Origin of the sequence: Achromobacter sp. (genome assembly GCF_050285565.1) — a bacterium.
Taxonomy (GTDB): domain Bacteria; phylum Pseudomonadota; class Gammaproteobacteria; order Burkholderiales; family Burkholderiaceae_B; genus Achromobacter.
The window spans coordinates 274,309-296,846 of sequence record NZ_JBLZXG010000004.1; the positions used below are offsets into that span (position 1 = coordinate 274,309).

The 22,538-nt window shown below is 69.1% G+C and carries 18 protein-coding genes; 7 read left to right on the forward strand and 11 right to left on the reverse strand.

All coding sequences use genetic code 11. From position 1 onward, the window contains the following. Positions 1–7: 7 nt before the first annotated feature. Together ACN6O8_RS10065 and ACN6O8_RS10070 are read right to left on the reverse strand one after the other, a co-directional pair. A complete protein-coding gene (locus tag ACN6O8_RS10065; RefSeq protein WP_427990907.1) occupies positions 8–205 on the reverse strand; it encodes a hypothetical protein in 198 nt (65 codons plus the stop codon). Beyond that, positions 202–1,374 (reverse strand): PepSY-associated TM helix domain-containing protein, encoded by a 1,173-nt coding sequence (locus ACN6O8_RS10070; RefSeq protein ID WP_427990908.1) that lies wholly within the window; start codon positions 1,372–1,374, stop codon positions 202–204. Before ACN6O8_RS10070 ends, ACN6O8_RS10065 begins: the two co-directional genes overlap by 4 nt. Positions 1,375–1,558: 184 nt before the next feature. On the opposite strand from ACN6O8_RS10070, the gene ACN6O8_RS10075 reads away from it, so the two are divergent. Beyond that, a complete protein-coding gene (locus ACN6O8_RS10075) occupies positions 1,559–2,278 on the forward strand; it encodes a metallophosphoesterase (protein ID WP_427990909.1) in 720 nt (239 codons plus the stop codon). 73 nt (positions 2,279–2,351) lie between these two features. Here ACN6O8_RS10075 and ACN6O8_RS10080 read toward each other — a convergent pair whose 3' ends face one another. Both ACN6O8_RS10080 and ACN6O8_RS10085 read right to left on the reverse strand, forming a co-directional pair. Continuing rightward, positions 2,352–5,012: a penicillin-binding protein 1A gene (locus ACN6O8_RS10080; protein WP_427990910.1), complete on the reverse strand. Its 2,661-nt coding sequence runs from the start codon at positions 5,010–5,012 to the stop codon at positions 2,352–2,354. 215 nt (positions 5,013–5,227) lie between these two features. After that, complete coding sequence (locus ACN6O8_RS10085) at positions 5,228–6,034, reverse strand: AraC family transcriptional regulator (RefSeq protein ID WP_427990911.1); 807 nt, start codon at positions 6,032–6,034, stop codon at positions 5,228–5,230. Positions 6,035–6,199: 165 nt separating this feature from the next. On the opposite strand from ACN6O8_RS10085, the gene ACN6O8_RS10090 reads away from it, so the two are divergent. After that, entirely contained in the window at positions 6,200–7,456 is a 1,257-nt protein-coding gene (locus ACN6O8_RS10090) for an MFS transporter (protein WP_427990912.1), read from the forward strand. A gap of 48 nt (positions 7,457–7,504) precedes the next feature. Here ACN6O8_RS10090 and pgaD read toward each other — a convergent pair whose 3' ends face one another. Genes pgaD through pgaA form a run of 4 tightly spaced genes read right to left on the reverse strand, consistent with a single transcriptional unit; the run spans position 7,505 to position 13,839 of the window. Continuing rightward, positions 7,505–7,951, reverse strand: coding sequence for a poly-beta-1,6-N-acetyl-D-glucosamine biosynthesis protein PgaD (gene pgaD, locus ACN6O8_RS10095; RefSeq protein WP_427990913.1), 447 nt, complete (start codon positions 7,949–7,951; stop codon positions 7,505–7,507). After that, complete coding sequence (pgaC, locus tag ACN6O8_RS10100; RefSeq protein WP_427990914.1) at positions 7,948–9,285, reverse strand: poly-beta-1,6-N-acetyl-D-glucosamine synthase; 1,338 nt, start codon at positions 9,283–9,285, stop codon at positions 7,948–7,950. Before pgaC ends, pgaD begins: the two co-directional genes overlap by 4 nt. After that, positions 9,282–11,315 (reverse strand): poly-beta-1,6-N-acetyl-D-glucosamine N-deacetylase PgaB, encoded by a 2,034-nt coding sequence (gene pgaB / locus ACN6O8_RS10105; RefSeq protein WP_427990915.1) that lies wholly within the window; start codon positions 11,313–11,315, stop codon positions 9,282–9,284. The genes pgaC and pgaB overlap by 4 nt, the downstream gene beginning before the upstream one ends. 7 nt (positions 11,316–11,322) lie before the next feature. Next, positions 11,323–13,839, reverse strand: coding sequence for a poly-beta-1,6 N-acetyl-D-glucosamine export porin PgaA (pgaA, locus tag ACN6O8_RS10110; protein WP_427990916.1), 2,517 nt, complete (start codon positions 13,837–13,839; stop codon positions 11,323–11,325). A gap of 541 nt (positions 13,840–14,380) precedes the next feature. Here pgaA and ACN6O8_RS10115 point away from each other — a divergent pair. After that, on the forward strand, positions 14,381–15,601 hold the full coding sequence (locus ACN6O8_RS10115; protein ID WP_427990917.1) for a GGDEF domain-containing protein: 1,221 nt from the start codon (positions 14,381–14,383) through the stop codon (positions 15,599–15,601). Here the strand turns inward: ACN6O8_RS10115 and ACN6O8_RS10120 are convergent. After that, the gene (locus tag ACN6O8_RS10120) at positions 15,598–17,505 is read right to left on the reverse strand and encodes an alpha/beta hydrolase family protein (RefSeq protein ID WP_427990918.1); all 1,908 of its coding nucleotides are present in this window, start codon (positions 17,503–17,505) and stop codon (positions 15,598–15,600) included. The two genes, ACN6O8_RS10115 and ACN6O8_RS10120, sit on opposite strands and share 4 nt — an antisense overlap. Before the next feature lie 164 nt (positions 17,506–17,669). On the opposite strand from ACN6O8_RS10120, the gene ACN6O8_RS10125 reads away from it, so the two are divergent. Then, entirely contained in the window at positions 17,670–18,125 is a 456-nt protein-coding gene (locus tag ACN6O8_RS10125) for a BPTD_2524 family lipoprotein (RefSeq protein ID WP_427990919.1), read from the forward strand. A 142-nt stretch (positions 18,126–18,267) separates the two neighbouring features. Here the strand turns inward: ACN6O8_RS10125 and ACN6O8_RS10130 are convergent, their stop codons facing one another. Beyond that, complete coding sequence (locus ACN6O8_RS10130) at positions 18,268–18,693, reverse strand: PaaI family thioesterase (RefSeq protein WP_427990920.1); 426 nt, start codon at positions 18,691–18,693, stop codon at positions 18,268–18,270. A 182-nt stretch (positions 18,694–18,875) separates the two neighbouring features. Here ACN6O8_RS10130 and dinB point away from each other — a divergent pair, with 182 nt between their 5' ends. Next, positions 18,876–19,958, forward strand: coding sequence for a DNA polymerase IV (gene dinB / locus ACN6O8_RS10135; RefSeq protein ID WP_427990921.1), 1,083 nt, complete (start codon positions 18,876–18,878; stop codon positions 19,956–19,958). 87 nt (positions 19,959–20,045) lie between these two features. Here dinB and ACN6O8_RS10140 read toward each other — a convergent pair whose 3' ends face one another. Beyond that, entirely contained in the window at positions 20,046–20,507 is a 462-nt protein-coding gene (locus tag ACN6O8_RS10140) for a GatB/YqeY domain-containing protein (protein WP_427990922.1), read from the reverse strand. A gap of 327 nt (positions 20,508–20,834) precedes the next feature. Here ACN6O8_RS10140 and hmpA point away from each other — a divergent pair, with 327 nt between their 5' ends. Both hmpA and ACN6O8_RS10150 read left to right on the forward strand, forming a co-directional pair. Then, positions 20,835–22,052, forward strand: a complete 1,218-nt coding sequence (gene hmpA / locus ACN6O8_RS10145) for an NO-inducible flavohemoprotein (protein ID WP_427990923.1) — start codon at positions 20,835–20,837, stop codon at positions 22,050–22,052. A 19-nt stretch (positions 22,053–22,071) separates the two neighbouring features. Then, complete coding sequence (locus tag ACN6O8_RS10150) at positions 22,072–22,509, forward strand: Rrf2 family transcriptional regulator (RefSeq protein ID WP_427990924.1); 438 nt, start codon at positions 22,072–22,074, stop codon at positions 22,507–22,509. The last annotated feature ends 29 nt before the right edge of the window (positions 22,510–22,538 follow it).

Consider the following 22,538-nt stretch of genomic DNA (forward strand, 5'->3'; position numbering starts at 1 on the left):
CGCGGCGCTATGCCTCGGGCTGGCGCGGCGGGAAGAACCAGTGGCGCGCGATGACCACCAGCAGGAGGGTCAGCGCCGTCCACGAGGCCCAGTGCCAGGCGCCGGTGCCCAGCAGCGCCGCCAGCAGGCCGAAGACGCTGAGCACGCCCAGCAGAATCGGCACGCCCCAGACGAACAGGAAGCCGCGCGAGGATTTCTGGCTCATGCGGGGCTCCGTTGCGGGGCGGCGGCCTGGTGCTTGCGCACCAGCTCGGCGATGCGGGCTTCGGTCGCGCGGCGGCGCGCCAGCCACAGGTAGAGGCCGCTGATCAGCACCACGATGGTGATCAGGTCGAGCAGGGCCCAGATGATTTTCAGGGGCAGGCCGGCGTAGTCGCCGAAGTGCAGCGGGCGCGACAGTTCCAGGGCGGTCAGGTACCAGGGCATGTTGGCCACGGTGGTCAGTTCGCCGCTGCGGCCGTCGATCAGGACGGGCGTGTTCATCTTGGAGGTGAGCGGCGTGGCGCCGCGCATCCAGGTGATGTAGTGGTGGGGGCTGCCGAAAGCGTTGCCGGGGAAGGCGATGAACGAGACTTCGTTGCCCGGCAGGGCCTTGCGCGCGGTGTCGGCCGCGGACTGCGCCGAGGCCAGCCGGGCGGGCACGTCCTGGCCCTTGTAGGGCTCGAGGATGCGCACCAGTTCGGTGGATTGCCACAGGCGGAACAGCGGCGTGGACAGTTCGTTGATGACGCCGGTCAGGCCGACCACGAAGGCCCACACCAGCGTGACGATGCCAAGCAGATTGTGCAGGTCGAGCCATTTGAGGCGGGTCGAGCGGCCGGCGCGCACGGTGCCGAATTCGAGCTTCTTCATGAAGGGGCCGTACAGCACCACGCCGGAGACGATGGCGACGCAGAACAGCAGGCCCATGAAGCCCAGGAACAGTTCGCCCGGCAGGCCGGCGAACAGGTCGACGTGCAGGGCCAGCATGATGCCCATGAACGAGAACTTGTCCTCGGTGTAGAGCGGGCCGTCGAGCAGCACGTCGCCGGTGCGGCCGTCCATGCGCACGGCGTGGCCGGAAACCTGGTCGTCGCCGGGCTTCTTGGCCATGCCGACATAGACCTGGGGTTCGTCGGGGTCGAAGAACAGGTAGTCGACCACTTCACCGGGATACATCGATTTGGCGCGCTCGACCAGCGTGTCGAGGTTGGCGGGTGGCGTCGAGGCGGGCACGTCCGACAGCGGCTTGGCGTCGTCCAGCCAGTGCTCGATCTCGTGGTGGAACACCAGCGGCAGGCCGGTCAGGCAGATGACGAGCAGGAAGATCGTACAGACCAGGCTGGTCCATTTGTGGATCAGGTACCAGGTTTTGATGGTGGCGGCGGCGGTCATGGCGACGGCGGGGCGGCTGGCGCTGCCCCCTCGGGAAGGGAGGTTGGGAAAGACGGAACCTTATCACGAATAATAGCGATTCTCGTAACGCTTGAATGCATCCGCGCGCCCGCCGGGGTAAACGGGGATGGATAAAAAGCGGGTTAAAAAGAGAGCTGGGCCCGATTGGGCGGGCTGGATCATCATGCAGCAACGTTTTCTGAAAGTGCCGCGCAACGAGCTGGGCCGCGATTTCGCGGTGGGCGACGTGCACGGCTGTTTTACGCGCCTGCGCGAGAGCCTGGCGCGGATGGGTTTCGACGCCGGTCGTGACCGCCTGTTTTCCGTCGGCGATCTGGTCGACCGTGGGCCCGAAAGCGAGGAGGCGCTGCAATGGCTGGCGCAGCCCTGGTTCTACGCGGTGCAGGGCAACCACGAGGACTATGCCGTGCGCCACGTGCGCACCGGTCAGGTGGATGTGATGAACTGGCGCGGCTACGGCGGCGGCTGGTTCCTGGATCTGCCGGCCGAGCGCCAGCAGGTGTACGCCGAGGCCTTCGACCAGTTGCCGATCGCCATCGAGGTGGAGACCTCAGCGGGCGCGGTCGGGCTGCTGCACGCCGATTGCCCGGTGCTGTTCTGGCCGCGCCTGGAGTCGGCGCTGCGGGATCGCTACAAGCGCACCAGCGCCACCTGCCAGTGGTCGCGCGAGCGGCTGCGGCAACTGGACCGCACCGGCGTGCTCGGCGTGCGCGCGGTGGTGGCGGGCCACACGCCGGTGGCCGCGCCGTTGGCGCTGGGCAATGTCTATCACATCGATACCGAAGGCTGGAAGGATGGCTACTTCACCTTCCTGGACCTGGAAACGCTGCGGGCCTGGCCGCGCGCGGTGGTGACCGAGCCGGCGGTGGTCACGTCCGCTTAGGCCGCGGCTTCCCGCCGGGAATGCAAACGGGGCGCCCGATGGGCGCCCCGTTTGCATCCGTGCTCAAAGGCCGCTAGAGCGGCCGCGCCGCCAGCGCGCCGATGCCGTTGACGGCGCTGGCGCGGGCGCCGCCCGCCGGATCGGCCTCGACGCGCGGCACCGGGATCGGCGGGATCGGGGGGCTGGCGCCCTCGGTGCCTCGCAGCGTACCGCCGCCGGCGGCCGGCACCGGAATCGGCTGCGCCACCGGGGCCTGCGGGGCCGGTACCGGTTGGGCCGGCGCCGGTGGCGGCGTGCCCGCCTGCGGCGCGGTGGCCGGCGGCAGCGCCGCGCCGGGCGCGGGCAGCGGCCGTACCGAGTTGTCGGTGCCGTCGGTGGAGCGGTTGTTGTTCAGGAAGTCCGTCAGCGGGTCGCCACTGGACAGGTCGAGCGAGGCCACCGCCTGGCCCGGCGGGAACTCGGTGAAATAGTATTCGCCGTTGTCCACCAGCAGGCCGTCGGGGCGCGGCGCCGGCTTGGCTTCGGGCACGCCCTTGAGCACCGGCTGCATGTAGTCGAGCCAGGTGCTCAGCGCCAGGCCGCTGCCGAATTCGTTGGTGCCCAGCGACCGGGGCTGGTCAAAGCCCATCCAGACCGTGGTGGCCAGGGTGGGCGTGAAGCCGGAGAACCAGACGTCCACCGCCTCGTTGGTGGTGCCGGTCTTGCCGCCGATGTCGTTGCGCTTGAGCACCTGGTGCGCGCGCGCCGCGGTGCCGCTGGTGGTGACGCCGCGCAGGATGTCGTCCATGACCCAGGCGGTGCGCGGGTCGATGGCGCGCGCGGCGGCGTCGCCGGCCACCACCGGCTGGGCCTGCATCAGCACGTTGCCGGAGCGGTCGGTGACCTTGTCCACCAGATAGGGCGTGACGCGGTAGCCGCCGTTGGCGAACACGCTGTAGCCGTTGACCACCTGCAGCGGCGTGGCGCCGCCGGCGCCCAGGCCCAGCGGCAACACCGCCGGCCAGCGCGCCTTGTCGAAGCCGAAGCGGGTCAGGTAGTCCTGCGCGTACTGCGGGCCGATGGCCTGCAGGATGCGGATGGTGACCATGTTCTTGGACTTGTACAGGCCCTGGCGCAGCGTCAGCATCGGCTCGTAGCGGTTGCCGTCGTTCTTGGGCTGCCAGTCCTTGGAGCCGGTCTGCGCGGCGGTCAGCATGAAGGGCTGGTCGGAGATCTGCGTGGCGGGCGTCAGGCCGCGCTCCAGGGCGGCGGCGTAGACGAACGGTTTGATGTTCGAGCCCGGCTGGCGCCAGGCCTGCGTGACGCGGTTGAAGGTGCCGCGGTTGTAGTCGAAGCCGCCGATCATGGCGCGGATGGCGCCGTCCTGCGGCACCATCGACACCAGCGCCGCCTGCAGCGCCGGCATGTTGATGATTTCCCAGCCGTCGCCGTTCTTGTGGATGTAGACCACCGAGCCGCGCTGGATGCGCTGGCTGTCGCTGGCCTTGGGGTTGAGGGCGCGCGCCACCACGGCCAGCGCCTTCTTGTCGGAGATGGTGATGATGTCGCGCGCGCTGCGCGCCACGGTCACTTCCTGCGGGCTGGCGGCCAGCACCACGGCGGTGAGCAGGTCTTCGCTGTCGGGCGTCTTGTCCTGCACGCCGTCGAGGATGTCGTCGAATGCCGCGGCATCCTTTTCGACGCCGTCGGGCAGCTCGATCTGGTCTTCCGGCCCGGGGTAGGGCGCGCGGCGGGTGTAGTCCAGCACGCCGTCGCGCACGGCGCGGTAGGCGGCTTCCTGGTCCTTGGAGTCGATCGTGGTGTAGACGTCGATGCCCTTGGAGTAGGTCTGCTCCTGGAACACGCCGTACATCAGCTGGCGCGCCAGTTCGGCCGGGTATTCGCCGTGGATGGCGAAGCCGCGCAGGCTGGCGCCGTCGGCGCCGCGGATCACCACGTGCTGCTTGAGGGCCTCTTCGGTCTGTTCCGGCGTCAGGTAGCCCAGCGTCTTCATGCGGCCCAGCACGTAGTGCTGGCGGATCTCGGCACGCGGGAAGTTGGTGATGGGGTTGAAGCGCGAAGGCGCCTTGGGAATGCCGGCCAGCATCGCGGCCTCGGCCGGCGTGACCTCGGACAGCGGCTTGCCGAGGTAGGTGCGCGAGGCGGCGGCGAAGCCGTAGGCGCGGTGGCCCAGGTAGATCTGGTTCATGTAGAGCTCGAGGATCTGGTCCTTGGTGAGCTCGGATTCAATCTTGTAGGTCAGCAGCAGTTCGTAGAACTTGCGCGAATAGGTCTTTTCGGACGACAGGTAGAAGTTGCGCGCCACCTGCATGGTGATCGTGCTGCCGCCCTGGGTCTTGGATTGCTTGACGAGGTTCACGAGCACGGCGCGCACCATGCCCATCCAGTCGACGCCGCCGTGCTGGTAGAAGCGGTCGTCCTCGGCCGCCAGCACGGCCTGGCGCATCACCGCCGGGATTTCGTCGAAGCGCAGCACGTTGCGGTGTTCTTCGCCGTATTCGCCGATCAGGACCTTGTCGGCGGTGTAGATGCGCAGCGGCACCCGCGGCCGGTAGTCGGTCATGGCGTGCAGGTCCGGCAGGCTGGGCCAGGCGATCGCCAGCGCCAGGCCGACCAGCAGCGCCCCGCAGACGCCGAGGCCGGCGACGGCGACGCCGGCCTTGATCAGGAGTCGTTTCCAGGGAAAGCCCGATTTGCCGCCCGGGTTGGCGGAGGATTGCTGGGGGGTGCTCATTGCAGGCGATTCTAGGGCAGAACGCTATAGACCGGCGACCGCGCCGGAAGGTTTCAGTAACCAAACTTGCCCGCAGGGACGGTTCGGACCACGGACAAAGGATATAGGGACGGGTTTGAGCATACGCGCCGCGCGGGTTTCGCGTGGCGCCACACTGCAAGCGCGCGCTGAAATGTATTGCGCGCCGTGACAAACGGCAAGGCCGGTTGCAGATGTCATGCGGCCTGCGCCCGCAGATAGCGTTGCGGCGGCGCGCCCAGGGCGCGATGGAACATGGCGCTGAAGGCGCTGGCGCTGCGATAGCCCAGGTCGGCGGCGATGCGCGCCACCGGCTCGCCCAGCGACAGGCGGCAGACGGCGTCGGCTAGCCGCACCTGCTGCACCCATTGCCGATAATTCAGCCCCAGTTCAGCCTGGAACAGCCGGATCAGCGTGCGCGCGCTGGCGCCGACCTCGCTGCCCCAGTCCTCGATGCCGCGCTGCAGGCCTGGCCGGTCCAGGATCGCCTCGCAGACGATCTGCAGGCGGCGGTCGCGCGGCCAGGGAATCTGGATGGGCACCACGCGCGCGGCGGTCAGTTCGGACAGGATCAGCGCGGCGATCTGTTCGGCGCGGCCGCCCAGCGGATAGTCGATGGGCTCGGCGGTCAGGGCCAGGATCAGCTCGCGCAACAGGCCGCTGACCTCGATCACCTGGCACTGCGGCCAGTACGCCTGGGCGGCGTCGGCCTGGATGTAGAGCGAGCGCATGGAGACCGCGCCGACCATGTCGACGCCGTGCGGCACGCCGGCCGGCACCCATAGCGCGCGCAGCGGCGGCAGCGCCCAGAAGCCGCTGGGGGTGGTGACGCGCATCACCCCCTCGACGGCGTAGATGAGCTGGGCGCGCGGGTGCGAATGGGCGCCGGTACGGGCGCCGGCGGGAAATTCCTTGGCCATCGCCGTCACCCTGCGCGGGCGGTGCTGGTAGTCCTGGGCGTCGATGCTGCGGGTGGGGTCGAGGGGCGCGGGCCGGGTCGGCATGGTGTCACTTCCGAAAGCGGGATGAGGCCGGATGCATGGTAGGAATAGCGTCATTTTGTCACTTTTCCGACGAAAATTGTCAGCCGGGGGCGAGGTGTCCTTCCTACACTGGCAAGGTCCGGCGCCGCGCCGGTCGCTCCTTGTTATCCGACATCGCCTGCCGCCATGAATCCATCTCAGACTTCGGCCACCGCGTTACCCAACGATGCGCCGCCAGCCGCCACGGCCGCGCCGCAGCCAGCCGTCGCCGATCCGTCCACCGCCTTCGCGGTATTGGGCGCGATCAGCGTGGCGCACCTGATGAACGACATGATCCAGTCAATCCTGCTGGCCATTTATCCAATGCTGAAGGATTCGTTCAGTCTGTCGTTCGCGCAGATCGGCCTGATCACGCTGGTGTACCAGTTGGCGGCGTCGCTGTTGCAGCCGTTCATCGGTTTCTACACCGACCGCAATCCCAAGCCGTATTCGCTGCCGGTGGGCATGGGCTTCACGCTGGCGGGGTTGCTGCTGCTGTCGGTGGCGCCGTCGTTCGGCTGGCTGCTGGTGGCGGCGGTGCTGGTGGGCACGGGTTCGTCGGTGTTCCACCCTGAGTCGTCGCGCGTGGCGCGCATGGCCTCGGGCGGGCGCCATGGGCTGGCGCAGTCGCTGTTCCAGGTGGGCGGCAACGTCGGCTCGGCGCTGGGGCCGCTGCTGGCGGCGCTGTTCATCATTCCGCACGGCCAGCGCAGCGTGGCCTGGTTCTCGCTGGCGGCGCTGTTCGGCATCGTGGTGCTGACCGGCATCGGCCGCTGGTACGGCGCCAACCGCGCGCGCCTGCAGCCGCGCGCCCGGCGTGCCAGCGCCGGCAATGGCCTGACGCGCAACCAGGTGCTGGGCGCGTTGGGCGTGTTGGGGTTGCTGGTGTTCTCCAAGTACTTCTACCTGGCCAGCCTGAACAGCTATTTCACCTTCTACCTGATCGACAAGTTCGCGCTGTCGGTGCGCGAGGCGCAGCTTTACCTGTTCCTGTTCCTGGCGGCGGTGGCGGTGGGCACGGTGGTGGGCGGGCCGGTGGGCGACCGCATCGGCCGCAAGATCGTGATCTGGGTATCGATCCTGGGCGTGGCGCCGTTCACGCTGATGCTGCCGTACGCCAACCTGTTCTGGACCGGCGTGCTGGTGGTCATCATTGGCGTGGTGCTGGCGTCGGCCTTCTCGGCCATCGTGGTGTATGCGCAGGAGCTGGTGCCGGGCAAGGTCGGCATGATCGCCGGCCTGTTCTTCGGCTTCGCTTTCGGCATGGGGGGGCTGGGCGCGGCCGCGCTGGGCAAGCTGGCCGATGCCACCAGCATCGGCTACGTGTACCAGGTGTGCGCTTACCTGCCGTTGCTGGGCATTGTGGCGGTGCTGCTGCCCGATGTGGAGCGCAAGCGCGCCTGAGCGCGGCGCGCGGGCCGGCGGTCGCTTCAGCGCGGCTCCGCGCCGCCCTCAGGCCGCCGGCACGGCGGCCAGGCGCGGGCGGACCGCCGTGATGGCCTGGATCTCACCGTCGTCGCCGTGATGGATGACGGCGACGCGCGTGGCCCGCAACTGCGCGAGCTGCCGCGGCGTGACGGCGAAGCTCCGGGCCAGCCGCTGGTCGTCCAGCGGCTCGATGGGCTGGCGCCGGTCGTTGCCGGCAAAGCGCAGGTGGTTGTAGGCCGCCCACAGCACCAGCAGCGCGGCGTTCAGCAGTGCCAGCACGGCGTAGCCGCCCAGCGTGTGCAGTGTCGGCAGGAAGGTCGGCCACAGCGGCGCCTGCGGCCCGCCGGCCGCGCCGCGCAGGATGGCGGCGATGCCGGCGCCGAACAGGTAGACGAAGGCGAACCAGCCGATGGCGGTCAGCAGCAGGTCGAACAGGTAGCCCGCGCGCGAGCGTTGCGTGGTGATGATCATGATGCGTCCGGTGATTTGATGCCGCGGTCGGGGCTGGTCCAGCGCGCGCGCTCGGCCTGCTTGCGCAGCATGACTTTGGGGAAACTGACCAGGGTGGTGAGCAGACTCACCATCCAGTAGGCCAGCGGATACCAGATGACCCAGTAGAGCGCGCGCCACAGGCCCGGCTCGTAGCGGCGGTCGATCAGGATGCTGATGGCGAACTGCAGCAGGCACACCATCGCCAGCATCATGCCGGTGAAGGCCGGCGGCATCAGGCTGGCGATGTGCATGTTGTTGGGCAGGGTCACGACCTGGCTGATCAGCCACAGCAGCACCGACACGCCGAAGGCAAAGGCCCAGGCGGTCGACAGGCAGAATTCCAGCATCAGCGGCCACAGGCGGCGGTGGCGCCAGTTCCAGATCGAACGCAGGTTCTTCAGGAACACCTCGGCGCCGCCCTGGGCCCAGCGCAGGCGCTGCTTCCAGAGGCCGCGCAGCGTCTCGGGCATCAGGATCCAGCACAGGCCGCGCGGCTCGTAGAAGATCGACCAGTGATCGCGCTGCAGCTTCCAACTGATGTCGATGTCCTCGGTGATCATGTCCAGGCTCCAGTAGCCGACCCGATCCAGCGCCGCGCGCCGGAAGGCGGCCACCACGCCCGACACCGTGAAGACCTGGCCGTAGATGCGCTGGGTGCGCTTGATCAGGCCGATGATGGACGAGAATTCACCCACCTGGATGCGGCCGATCAGGGTCGAGCGGGTGCGGATGCGCGGGTTGCCGGTGACCGCGCCCACGCGCGGGTTGTCGATCAGCGGCGCCACCAGGTAGGCGGCGGCGTCCGGGTCGAGCACCGCGTCGCCGTCGATGCAGACCAGGTATTCGCTGCGCGCGGCCAGCGCGCCCATGCGCAGCGCCATGGCCTTGCCCTGGTTCTGCGCCAGGTGCACCACCCGCAGGCGCGGATGCTGTTCGGCCAGGCGGTCCAGCATCGGCCCGGTGCCGTCGCGGGAACCGTCGTTGATGGCGATGACTTCGAGGTTCGGATAACGCTGGTTGAGCGCGGCCAGCAGGGTTTCCTCGCCGTTGTCGGCCTCGTTGTAGCAGGGCACCAGGATCGACACCAGCGGATTGCCGGCCAGCGCCGGCGGCGGCGACGCCGGGCCCCACTGCCAGCGCCGTTCCCAGTGCCACCAGAAGTACAGGCCGCCGGCCATCCACATGCCGGACATGAAGAGGGGATAGAAGAAGACGAAGCCCAGCAGCGCCTGGCCGGTCAGCATCAGGGTGAAGCCGAACGGCGCGCCCAGCACCGCCAGCAGAATAATCAGGGCAATCAGTCGGTCGATCATCGGAGGGGATACCAGGCTTCGGAGATGGCGGGCCGGATGCCTTGCAACCGGGGCTGGTCTTGCGAGAAGTCGTCGGGGTAGTAGCCGAAGCTGCGGGCGCCGCGCAGTTGCAGGCGCTGCATCCAGCCGGCCAGCACGGCGGTGTCGACGGGCGTGGCCTCGGGGCGGCCGGGGCCGGTGCGCCAGTCGCGCGCCTGCAGTTCGAACACGGTTTTGTCGAGCCCGCCGGGGCGCCGCGCCACGGCGTCGACCAGCCGGTCGAGCCAGGCGTTTTCCTGGCCCTTGGGCACGTTCTCCATCAGTGGCATGGCCATGGGCGCGGTCCAGTCGTAGGCGCCCAGGAAGTCGTCCAGGTTCTGCGCGAACCAGGTCTCCGACTGCGGCTCCAGGATCGGCATGGCGAAGAGGTTGCGGGCGGTCTTGATCTGCGGCCCGCGCACCGCGCGCACGCGTTCGGTCAGTTCGGCCGTGAAGTCGATCAGGGCGCGGCTCTTGAAGCGCGTCCAGCGTTGCAGCGTGTCCGGGTCGGCGCGCAACCGGCCGATGTCGCCGGGCAGGCCGGCGGCGCGGTAGGCCGCCAGCGCGGGGGCGCTGGCGTCCTCGAAGTCGGACAGCACGGCGTCATCGTGGAACAGGATGCCGTCGAAGATGGCGTGGCGCGCCAGGTCTTCGTACAGGTCGCCGATGCGCGCCCGCGCGGTGGCGTCGAACGGCGACAGGCGGCGGTACTGGTCGGGGTCCGGGCGCGCCTGGGCGCCGTCTGGCCGCCAGCGCGTGACGCGCGGGATCGAGGCGTCCAGGTCATAGGCCAGCACCGGCATCCAGGCATACACCATGACGTTGGCGCGGTTGTGCAACTGCCAGGCGGCGCGGTTGAACAGGTCGGCGCGCACCGGCAGCCAGCGGTTGGGGAAGTACACCGAGCGCACCAGGCCGTCGCCGCCGGGGTCGGAATAGGCCTGCAGGAACACGGTGTTGATCTGCATGTCCAGGATGCGCTGCACCAGTTCGCCCAGGTTGCGGTCGGTCTGCGCCGGGTCGGGGTCGTAGACATAGTCCAGGTCGACGTGGGCCACCCGCATCAGCGGCGTGGCTTCCATGCCGACGATGCTGTTGGCGAAGGGCTTGAGCGCGGGATCGCTGGCCAGCAGCATGCGCGGCGTGGACATCAGGCGCGCCAGCCGGCCGGGGCCGTCCTCCAGCGTCAGCGCCAGTTGGTAGCCGTTTTCCGCGGCGATGCGCAGCGTGCTGCCGCCTTCGGCGCCGTAGGGCCAGACCCAGACGCGCGGCTTTTTGCCGGTGGCCTGTTCGATCTTGCGGCTGATGGCGCGCACGTCGCCGCCCATGCGGGCCTGGAATTCGGCCTCGGTTTCGTAGCGGCCGGTCTTGGCGTCGTAGGCGCGGATGGCCGCGGCCGGTTCGGTGTTGCCTTGCGGGTTGGCCAGCGCGCCGTAGTGCGAGGCGTCGGTGTGGGCGGCGATCTCGACCAGCCCGGACTGCGAGATGGCGCGCACTTCGTCCCAGTTCAGAAAGCGCTGGCGCGGTTCGAGGCTGCCGCCGAAATCGACCCGCTGGTCGGCCGGGGTGTCCATCCAGGCGCCCACCGGCGCCAGCAGCGCGGGCCAGCGGTAGGCCTTAAGGATCGGCAGGACGCGGGTGTAGAAGCTGCGGTAGCCGTCGTCGAACGACAGCAGCACGGCGCGCTCGGGCAGCGGCTTGCCGCCCTGGCGCGCGGCCAGGATCTGGTCGACCGAGACGGCTTGGTAGCCGTTCTCGCGCAGCCAGGCCAACTGGTCCACCAGGCGGTCGGTGCGCACGCTCAGAAAGGCCTGATCGGGGTCGTCGTCTTCGACGTCGTGGTAGGCCAGGGCCAGGAAATTCCCGGGCACCCAGGGCTTTTCGGCGGCCGCCACGGGCCGTTCGGACGGCGGCGTGTAGACCGGGATGTCCTTGGCGCAGGCGGTCAGCGCCAGGATGGCCAGCAGCAACAGGGCCGTCAGCAGGAGTCGGGTGGGTAGCTTGAGCAACATGGCGGTCTCAGAAGCGGTAGGCAAGGTCGAACACGATGCGCAGTTCGCGCTCGCGCTGGCCGTCGTACGGGCGGCTGATGCCGGTGATCATCGCGCCCATGTCCAGCACGTCGTTGGCGCGGTAGCGCTGGCCGTAGCCCAGGGCGATGACGCCGCCGGTGCCGTAGCCCTGCTGGGTGTACGTGCCGGCGCCGAGGGTGCCGATCTGCTCCCAGGCGGTTTCGTAGCGGCGGTACAGCGTGTGGGTCAGGCGCGCGCCGGGCAGCACCATCAGGTCCGAGCGCGGGTTGTAGTAGGGCGCGTCGTCGCGGCTGTTGCGCTGGCTCGACAGGTCCAGCGTCAGGTCGGCCTTCAGGTGCGGCGCGGTGTAGACGCGTTCGCGCCCGGCCAGGCCCAGTTCCCAGCGCTGGTTGCCGTCGGAAAAGCGCGACGGCGCCAGCGACAGCGTCCATTCGCGCCGTTCATTGGCGCGCCAGCGCACGAAGCCGGTCAGGCGGTTGGACGTGATGTCGTTGGTCAACGCTCGCAGCGGGGTCTCGCGCGACAGCAGCTCGCCCGCGCCGCCCACCTGCCAGTGGTCGTCGATGTCGTAGGCGGCCGACAGGCGCAGGCCGGGTTTGACGCCATGGCCGTAGCTGTGGGTCGAGACTTCGCCCTCGACCGTGAGGTCGCGGCCGCGCCATTCGACGCCGGTGCGCAGCCAGCGGTAGTTGCCGCGGCCTTCCTCGAAGTCGCCGGTGGCATAGCCGCCGCCGCCGAAGGCGCGCCAGTGGTAGTCGATGGGCGGCGAATACAGCACCGCGTCGATGCCGAAGTCGCCATTGCCGTTGACCGGGCTGTCCGAGGCCAGGCCGCGGTAGCCGCTGAGGCGCAGTTCGGCCTTGTTGTGCACTTCCCATTCGCGCGCCAGGCGGCGGCTGGTCAGGTTTTCCGGCGCGCGCGCCAGGGTGTCGGCCGACAGTGCCTCGGCCTGGCGCCATTCCTGCAGGTCCAGGGCGGTGAAGCCCTGGCCGTTTTCGACCGACAGCGCGCGCGGCGCCAGCGTCTCGGCCAGCTTCAGTTCACGCTCGGAGGCGCGCGGCTGGTCGCGTCGCCGGTAGACCGAGGCCAGGTCGGCGCGCAGCGTGGAGTTGTTGGGCGCGTTGGCGACCATGCCGGCCAGGCGCTGTTCGGCGGCCACGGTGTCGTCGGCCTGCAGGCGCGCCGCCGCCACGGTCTGCTCGCTTTCCAGCTTGAGGTCGTTGGGGTTGCGGGTGGCCTGGCCCTTGTAATAGAGCCAGGGCGCGTAGCCCGCGCCGATGGCGTCGGTGACGGCGCCGGTCTGGTCGAATTGTTCGGCCTCGGCCAGCGCGTAGTACAGGCCGGTTTCGGTGCTGAGGCGGTCCTGCGCGTCATCGTTGCGGAAAGCATCATCCGCGCCGACCTGGCGATAGAGGTCGCGCGCCTTTTCCGGCTGGCGCAGGTACAGGTAGGCCGAGGCGACGTCATTGAGCGCGTAGCGCGGCACGGCCACGCCCTCGGCCCGCAGCGCCTCGTATTCCCGCGCCACCTCGGCCATGCGCGCCCGCGCGTGCAGCGCGTGCAGGCGGTCGATGCGGGCGCGCCGCACATCGGCGCGGGCCGCGTCGCCCAGGGCCTGCCAGGCGGGAATCAGTTCGTCGTAGCGCGCCAGCGCCCGGTCCGCGATGACAAAGCGCTCGGCCTCGCTACGGCTGGGCATGGCTGCCAGGCGCACCTGCTGTGCCAGCGCGTCGCCTTCGAGGCGGCGCAGTTGCGCGGCGTCGAACAGGTCGGGATGCCGCCGCGCCAGTTCCAGCGCGGGCTGCGCCAGCCGCGCGCGGCCGAGCGCGTCGATGTATTCGCGCAGCACGTAGGGCGTGCCCGGCGCAATGGCGAGCGCCTGGTCGGCCTGGTGCAGCGCCTCGTAGGGCTGGCCCTGGCGGGCGTGGACATAGCCCAGGGCCAGGCGCGCGTCGGCGTTGCGCGGCGCGCGCGCCACCCAGTCCTGGCCGGCGCGGCGCGCGGCGTCGGTCTGGCCGGCGTCGGCCAGCGTCATGATTTCGCCGGCCGCGAACCCGGATTGGCCGGGATGCCGGCGCAGGCCGGCGCGATACGCCGCCAGCGCCTCGGGCCAGCGCCGCAGGTCGCGGTAGGCGCGCGCCACGGCCAACTGGATGTCGGCGGGCAGGGCGCCGGCCGGCGGCAGGGTCTCGTAGGCGGCCACGGCTTCGGCGGGCCGGCCGGCCCAGCCGGCGATGACGATGTGGTCATACACCGCCTGGCGGCCGGCGCCCGGCCCTTGCTGCCGCAGCAGGGCCAGGGCCGGCTCGTAGTCGCCAGCGCGGGCGCGCGCGATCAGCGCGTCGTAGTCGGCGCCGGGGGCGGCCAGCGCCGGGGCCAGCAGCGCGCTGGCCGTCAGCGCCCGCAGTCTCGTTCCAGCGGCCCGCCTTCGCGGGGCTCCCATCAAGGCATGCGCCGCGGGGCGCTGCGCCTGGCCCTTGGCGGGCGTCGTTGTTTTCAGCATCTGTAAGCACTTCCGCAGTTGCGATAGGGGCGCTCATGGCTCCGCCGGCCGGGCGCGCGGATGTCGCGTTGCCGAAGGCGAGGCGCGCGGGCGCAAGGCGCCGGCGGCGAAGGGAGAGCGTTGGGTAGTGACTGCGCGGCGCCCGCTACGGGGACCTTCGCACTCGCGCAAGGGAGTGCATGGCTAGTACGCGCCACGCCCGTGGGGCGTGATCGCGGCGCTTCTGGTGGCGCCGGCGATAGACCGAACTTTATGACTTTTCGCCGGATTCAACTGTCAATTAGTGCAAAGGAAGCGCTATGCGCCCGGGGCTTGGCGTATTCTTCTTTGCATACCGCGCAGCCGTCGTGGCGGTATGGCCGGTTGTGGGAATTTCCCACACGGAACGTTATGCGCGCGACGGACAAGGGCGATGGTTTGCCATATAGGTAACAAAAAACGTCAAAAGTGCAGGTCTGTAACCTGGTTCCGACTCTGCATCCGGTGCAACAGATGTTCCACGCGACGGCGACCGCCCACGAGGGCGCAAGCCGGCAACAACATGACGACTTCTCTATTTTTCCTGGTGTGGGGCCTGGCGACGGCCCTGGCGCTGCCGCTGTTGCTGCCGTTTTACGCGCGCGGCGGCGTGCCCGGCATCGAGGCGTTCACGGCGGCCAACGCGCTGGCGGTGCTGTCGTTGCTGGCCTATGCCTCGTCCGAGATCATGCCGCCGGGCGCCTATGTGATGGTGTCCAATGCCGCCTGGCTGGCCGCGGTGAGCCTGGTCTATGTGGGCGTGCGGCAGTTCTTCGGCCTGCGCCCGCAAGCCTTGCGCGCGGCGCTGGCCGCCGGCTGTGCGGTCGGCGCGATGGCGTTGATGCTGTATTACGAGAATGATCTGGTGGGGCGCCTGACGCTGTTCTCGGCCTACACCTGCGTGCTGATGCTGGCCACGGGCATCGTGGTCTACCGCCAGCGCCAGCGCATCCGGACGCCGGGCGTGATGCTGTATGTGCTGCTGTCGCTGTCGGCGCTGGCGGCGATGCATGCCTTGCGCGCGGTCGTCTACGGCGGTGGCTGGGTGCAGGTGTCCTCGCTGCTGGATCCGGCGCCCTGGAGCCTGTTCTTCATTGTCTGTGGTTCGGTGACGGTGCCGGCGCTGTTTCTGGCGCTGCTGTTGCTGATCCAGACCTGGCTGTCCGAACAGATGCAGGCCGCGCTGACCTTCGACAGTCTCACCGGAGCCTATTCGCGCCGCAGCATTCTCGACGAACTGGAGCGCGAATTGCAGCGTTGCGCGCGCAGCCAGGCGCGGCTGGCGGTGCTGGTATTGGACATCGATCATTTCAAGTCGATCAACGATCGCCACGGTCACGCCACCGGCGACACGGCGCTGCGCCACTTCGCGCGGGTGGTGCCCAAGGCCGTGCGCGCCAGCGACCGCTTTGGACGCCTCGGCGGCGAGGAGTTCGTGCTGCTGATGTACGACTGTGATGCCGCCAACGCGCTGGTGCAGGCGCAGCGGGTGTGCGACGCCCTGCGCGATTCGCCGCTGTACCTGCAGGGGCAGGAACTGCGCATGACCGCCAGCGGCGGCGTGGCCACCTACCAGCCGGGCGATAGCGCCGACGGCATCCTGGCCCGCGCCGACCTGGCCTTGTACAAGGCCAAGGAACTGGGCCGCGACCGCGTCGAGATGGCTTGGAGCGGACGCGCGCCGGGCCGCCCGCAGGCGGCCCGGGAGGACGTCACGGACCTGGCGGCCGAGACCCGAGCCTAGGGCTTGAGATGCTCGACGAAGAACTTTTCCATGGCCGCGTAGAACTCGAACTTGTTCTCGTCGTTGTGGAACCCGTGGCCTTCGTTGTCCTTGACCATGTATTCGACTTCGACGCCGCGCGCCTTGAGCGCCTTGACCATCTGGTCGCTCTCGTCCTTGTTGACGCGCGGATCCTTGGCGCCCTGGGCGATGAACAGCGGCGTCTTGATGCGGTCGGCGTGCAGCGCCGGCGAGGTGGCGGCCAGGCGGTCCTTGTCGCGCACCGGGTCGCCGACCATGTCCTGCATCTTGTCCAGCATCGGCTTCCAGTAGGGCGGAATCGACTTCATGAAGGTGAACAGGTTGGACACGCCGACGTAGTCGACCGCGGCCGCGTACAGGTCGGGGGTGAAAGTCACGCCCGCCAACGTGGCGTAGCCGCCGTAGCTGGCGCCGTAGATGCCGATGCGCTTGGGGTCGGCGATGCCCTGCTTGACCAGCCATTGGACGCCGTCGGTGATGTCGTCCTGCATCTTCAGGCCCCACTGGCCGAAGCTGGCTTCCCAGAAGGCGCGGCCATAGCCGGTGGAGCCGCGGAAGTTCATTTGCAGCACGCAGAAGCCGCGGTTGGCCAGGAACTGCACCTCGGGGTTGTAGCCCCAGCCGTCGCGCGCCCACGGGCCGCCGTGCGGGTTGACGATGCACGCCAGGTTCTTGGGCTCGCGCCCGGCCGGCAGCGTCAGGTAGCCGTGGATGGTCAGGCCATCGCGGCTCTGGTAGGTGATGGGCCGCACCCGCGACATGTCGGCCTCGGGAATGGCCGGGTTGATGTCTGCCAGCTTGGAGAGCGTGTCGGCGCGCGCGTCGTAGATATAGCGCGAGCCGGGCGTGCGGTCGTTGTAGGCGGCGACGATGAACTTGTCTTCGTCGCGGTTGGCGCCCTGGATGGCGAACTGGTAGCCCTGGAGCTGGGCTGACAGCTTCTTGAACAGCGTCTCGGTCTCGGCGTCGAAGAACTTGTATTGCGGCTTGTCGGTCTGATATGAGGCCACCGTCAGCACGCGGCGCTTGCGCGAGAAGCCGGCGGCGTCCAGGTCGACCGTGTCCGGGGTGAAGATCTCGTCTTCCTTGTCGGGGCTGGCCGGGTCGATCACCACCAGCGCGAGCTTGTCGCGGCCGCGGTTGGACAGGGCGTAGAACTTCTTGTCGTCGAAGGTGAAGAAGGCCGGGCTGACGCTGGTGCGGTAGTCGGTGGTGAACAGCGGACGGAATTCCGAGGCTTCGCTGTCGCGGTAGAGCAGGGTGGTGTTCAGGCCATCGCTGGTGACGGCGGCGCGCACCTTGCCGGCGTGGTCGGTCTGCCAGCCGACGATGTTGCCGGGGTTCTGCGCCACCAGCACGCCGGCGCCGGTATGCACGTTGACGCGGTAGACGTCGAACACCTGCGGGTCGCGCTGGTTGTGGCTGATCAGGATGTGGTCGGGATCGTCTTCGAGGTCGTCCTCGATGCTGGCGCGCACGCCATTATAGGGAGTCAGGTCGGTGACCTTGCCGGTCTTGGCGTCCACCGCCAGGACGTGGAAGTTTTCGTCGCCGCCGAAGTCTTTCTGGTAGAGCACCACGTTGGGGCCTTTCCAGAAGAAATTGCTGATGTCGCGGGCCGATTCGCTGGTCAGCTTGCGCGGTTCGCCCACCGGCTTGCTGCCCTCCAGGGCCTGCACGTAGATGTTCATGCGCGGCGGCTTGCCGTCGACGCTGGTGGGCTGCATGAAGCCCAGGGTCTTGCCGTCGTCGGCCAGGCGGAAGAAGCCGCGTTCCGGATTGCGGAAAAAGTCTTTCAGGGGGTAGGCCCGGGGGGGCTGCGCGGCGGCGCTGGCGCCCAGCGAGGCGCCGACGATACCGGCGGCCATGAGGGTGTGTTTCATGAATGAGAGCAAGGCATACCTCCGACGATTCCTTCCCGGCCGCGGGCGCCGCCGGAAGACGCGTCGATAATGCCATAGCCGCCGCCGGGGTGTCGAACCGGCCCGGCCACTTATGCCGCCAGCCGGTTTGCGGGATAATCGCGCCTATCAATCTGGAGAAACACATGGTTCGGAATCTGGTCGCGGCGTCGGCACTGGCCTTGGGGCTGGCAGGCTGCTCGATAGGCATCTCGCAGGATGGCACGTCGCCGCACAGCGAATTCAAGGCGCCCGTCGCTTTCAAGGACGCCTACGCCACCACGGTGCGTCAGGCCAACGCCTGCCTGCGCAGCACCGACAACGCCTACCGCGTGGTGTCGAACCTGGACGAAGGCGCCCAGACCGCCGTGGTGCGGGTGCTGGCGCCGTACAGCGACAACGAAATGACTCGCGTCGATCTGAAGGCGGCCGGCCCCAAGACCACCGACACCCGCATCGTGATGTGGGGCAAGGGCACCTGGGACGCGGCGGCGCTGCGCGCCATGCAGGATGCGATCGTCTACGGCATGAGCTCGTGCGCCAGCTATATGCCGCAGGAGACGCGCCCGCCGGTCAAGCCGACGCGCGATCCGCAGAAGTAGCGCGGCGAACGCCCGCCAGGGCGGGCATTGCGTCGGCACGTGTGGCGCAAGTTCGCATCGATCGCTTCGGCGATGTTGTAGCGGCCGCGGGCCGAGCGCTCGGCGCGCCGACTCAAGCCCCCGCGCGCGCCACCGGAACGCGTCAATCACCGCCCGGACGGCGGCGGATGATCTTGAAGGTGGCGGTGGCGCGGGCCACCAGTTCGCCGTCGGCGCGGCGGATGTCGCCTTCACAGAAGGCGATGGAGGCGCCGCGGCGCAGGCAGCGCGCCTCGATCACCAGGTCGCCGGTGCCGGGCGACAGGAAGGTGGTGTTCATGTCGATGGTGGCCATGCCCTCGGTGGCCTCGGCCGAGCCGCGCGCCGCGGCGCTCAGGGTGAAGTCCAGCACGCTCATCAGGGTGCCGCCGTGCACATCGCCACGGCTGTTGGTGAGGTCCTGGCGCCAGGGCAACGAGGTGCGGGCATAGGCCGGCCCGATCTGTTCGGGCACCAGGCCCAGAAAACTCATGAAGGGAATCGCCAGGCCGAAATACTGGCCCGGGGCGGGGGTTGCGGTTGCAGTCATGGAAGCGGTCGTGCGGGGAAAAGAGGGCGGAGGGAAAGCGTGGATTTGCCGGTCATAATATCCACTTTTACGCCGTGCGCCCGCCCGGATGCCCCTGGCGCGGTCATTTTTCCGGTGACCGTACTTTTCCCGTCCGCGCGCGCGCCCCGTCGCGCCCTCCGGATGCCCGTTTTTTCACCGCCATGAGCGACGCCAGCCGCAAGATCGTACACATCGACATGGACGCCTTCTACGCGTCCGTGGAACAGCGCGACAACCCCGAGCTGCGTGGCAAGCCGGTGGTGGTGGCGTGGACCGGGCCGCGCTCGGTGGTGTGCGCGGCGTCTTACGAGGCGCGCCGTTTCGGCGTGCATTCGGCCATGTCGGCGGTGCGCGCGCAGCGGCTCTGTCCGCAGGCGGTCTACGTGCCGCCCGACTTCAACCGCTACCGCGAGGTCTCGCGCCAGATCCGCCAGATCTTCGCCCGCCATACCGACCTGATCGAGCCGCTGTCGCTGGACGAGGCCTACCTGGACGTCACCGTCAACAAGCTCGGCTTGCCGTCGGCCACCGAGGTGGCGCAGGTGATCCGCCAGCAGATTCGCGTCGAGACCGGGCTGACCGCCTCGGCCGGCGTGGCGCCCAACAAGTTCCTGGCCAAGATCGCGTCCGACTGGAACAAGCCTGACGGGCAGTATGTGATCCGCCCCTCGCGGGTGCTGGAATTCCTGCAGCCGCTGCCGGTGCGCAAGGTGCCGGGCGTGGGCAAGGTGACGCAGGCGCGCCTGGCGCAGTTGGGTGTCCAGACCGTGGGCGACCTGGCCAGCCACAGCGCGCAGGAACTGGAACATTACTTCGGCCGCTATGGCCGGCGCTTGTACGAGCTGGCGCGCGGCATCGACGAGCGCGAGGTGCAGACCGACCAGCCCTTGCAGCAGGTGTCGGCGGAAACCACGTTTTCGGAAGACGTGCGGCTGGAGGCCATCGGCGAGGCCCTCGACCGCATGGCCGACAAGGTCTGGAGCCAGGCGCTGAAAAAGGGCGCGCTGGGCCGCACGGTGGTGCTCAAGCTCAAGACCGACCGCTTCCGCATCCTGACGCGCAGCCAGACCAGCCCCAAGCCGCCGGCCACGGCCGCCGAGCTGGCGGCCGTGGCCAGGCTGTTGTGCGAGCGGGTCGACCTGCCGGCGCAGACGCTGTACCGGCTGGCGGGCGTGGGCATGAGCAACTTCACCGATCCCCAGGAGCAGTCGCGCCAGGCGGATCTGTTTGGCGGGGCATTTTGATGTTCCCGCGGGCCGCGCGCCGCTGAGGGGCGGCCCCTTTGGCGGGTTGGCGCTGCCCGGCGCGTGGCGCGCCGGGCACGGACGGCCTCAGGCGAGTTTTGCCTTGACCTGCTGCGACAGCGCGGTCATGTCGGCGCGGCCGGCCAGCGATTGCTTGAGCAGGGCCATGACCTTGCCCATGGCGGGGGCGCCGGTGACGCCCTGGGCGGCCACGGCGGCCAGCGCGGCGTCGATGGCGGCGGTCACTTCCTCGGGCGTGGCGGCCTGCGGCAGGAATTCCTGCAGCACGACCAGTTCGGCCTTTTCCTGCTCGGCCGTCTCGGTGCGGCCGGCCTGCTCGAACGCGGCGATGGACTCGCGGCGTTGCTTGACCTGCTTTTCGATGATGGCGGTGATTTCGGCGTCGGTCAGGTCGCGGCGTTCGTCCACTTCCTTCTGCTTGACCGCGGCCAGCAGGAAGCGCAGGGTGGCCAGACGCTCGCTGGCCTTGGCGCGCATGGCGTCCTTGACGGCGTCGGAGAGGCGGGTCTTGAGCGTAGCGGTGCTCATGGGGGAACCTTTATGGTGTTGCGTCAAACGGGCAGTGTAACCGTGGGCCGGCCAACTTGGGGGTGACGTTCATGGGGGGCGCGCGGCGCCAATAGCGCCGCAGGCGCCCAGGGGGCGGCCCAGGTGGCTCCTTTGCGAGCTGACCGGCATGCGGCCGCCGAACAGGCTGTGGGCGGCCGGGGGCTCGGCAATGCCGTCCCGCCCGGTGCCGTGGCCGCTGACGCGGTCCTTCGGTTCGAGTTTTGTGCGCCGCACTTAAACATGTATTATTAATGCATGTTTAAAAAAGGATGGCGTCGGCGCCATCCGCAGCACAAGGAGCAGTCGATGTTGAGCCCGCAAGTCCGCGCCCTGGTCAAGGCCACGGCCCCGGTCCTGAAAACCCATGGCGTGGCCCTGACCCGCCATTTCTATGCCCGCATGTTCCAGCACAATCCGGAACTCAAGCATGTCTTCAACCAGGGCCACCAGGCCGGTGGCGAACAGCAGCAGGCGCTGGCCGGCGCGGTCGCGGCCTATGCCGAGCACATCGACGATCCCTCGGTGCTGGCGCCGGTGGTGACGCGCATCGTGCACAAGCACGTCAGTCTGGGAATCCGTCCCGAGCATTACCCGATCGTGGGCAAGCACCTGCTGGCCTCGATCCGCGAAGTGTTGGGCGCGGCCGCCACCGATGAACTGGTGGACGCCTGGGCCGCCGCCTATGGCCAATTGGCCGACATGCTGATCGCCGAAGAGGCGCGGCTGTATGTCGCCGCGGCCACCCGGCCGGGCGGTTGGACCGGCTGGCGCGCCTTCCGCGTGGTCGGCAAGCAGCGCGAAAGCGCCGAGATCACCTCGTTCTACCTGGCGCCGGCCGATGGCGGCGCGGTGCCGGCCTACCGGCCCGGCCAGTACGTGTCGGTGCGGGTCTACGTACCCGAACTGGGACTGATGCAGCCGCGTCAGTACAGTCTGTCAGACGCGCCCGGCCAGGACCGGCTGCGCATTTCCGTCAAGCGCGAGGCGGCCGGCGCGCACAGTCCCGCCGGCCGTGTGTCCAATGCGCTGCACGACCATCTGCAGGAAGGCGGGGTGCTGGACGTGGCCCCGCCGCAAGGCGATTTCCATCTGCGCGAAGACCGCGCCGCGCCGGTGGTGCTGCTCAGCGGCGGAGTGGGGCTGACCCCCATGATGTCCATCCTGAATCACCTGGTGGCGACCGACGACCCGCGCCAGATCCGCTTCGTGCATGGCTGTCGCAACAGCGCGGTGCACGCCATGAAAGACCACGTCAACGCCATCGTTGCCGGCCGCGACAACGTACGCAAGGCGGTGTTCTACGAGGAGGTGGGCGGCAATGACCGTCGCGGCCAGGATTACGACCTCGCCGGCCGCGTCGACCTGAACGCCATCCGCGACGAGGCCATCGTGCCGGACGCCGACTACTACCTGTGCGGCCCGGCGGGTTTCATGCGGGCCCAGCGCGAGGCGCTGCTGGCGCTGGGCGTGACGGCCGACCGGATCCATGCCGAGGCCTTCGGCAGCGGCGGCGCGCCGGCCTGACCGGTGTATCCTGGCGGCCATGCAACTGACCCGATTCACCGATTTTGGCCTGCGCGTCCTGATGTACCTGACGCAGTGCCGCGACCGGCCCGCGGCGGTCACCATCCCGGAGATCGCCACGCGCTTCGACCTGTCGCGCAATCACCTGGTCAAGGTGGCGCATTTCATGTCGCAGCGCGGCTGGGTCAGCACGGCGCGCGGCAAGGGGGGTGGCCTGGCGCTGGCGCGCCCGGCCGCCGAGTACCGGCTGGGCGACCTGGTGCGTGAACTGGAGCAGCAGGGGCCGCTGATCGACTGCCGCGAACCGCCCTGTGCGCTGGACGGCGCCTGCCGCCTGTCGGGGGTGCTGGCGCAGACGCTGCAGGCGTTCTACGACGCGCTCAATGCTTACACCCTGGCGGATCTGGTGCGCGACCCGACCGCCGCGGCCATCATCAGGCTGCACCGCGCCGCCTGACGGCCGCGCCCGGCCCCCGCCGCCGTGCC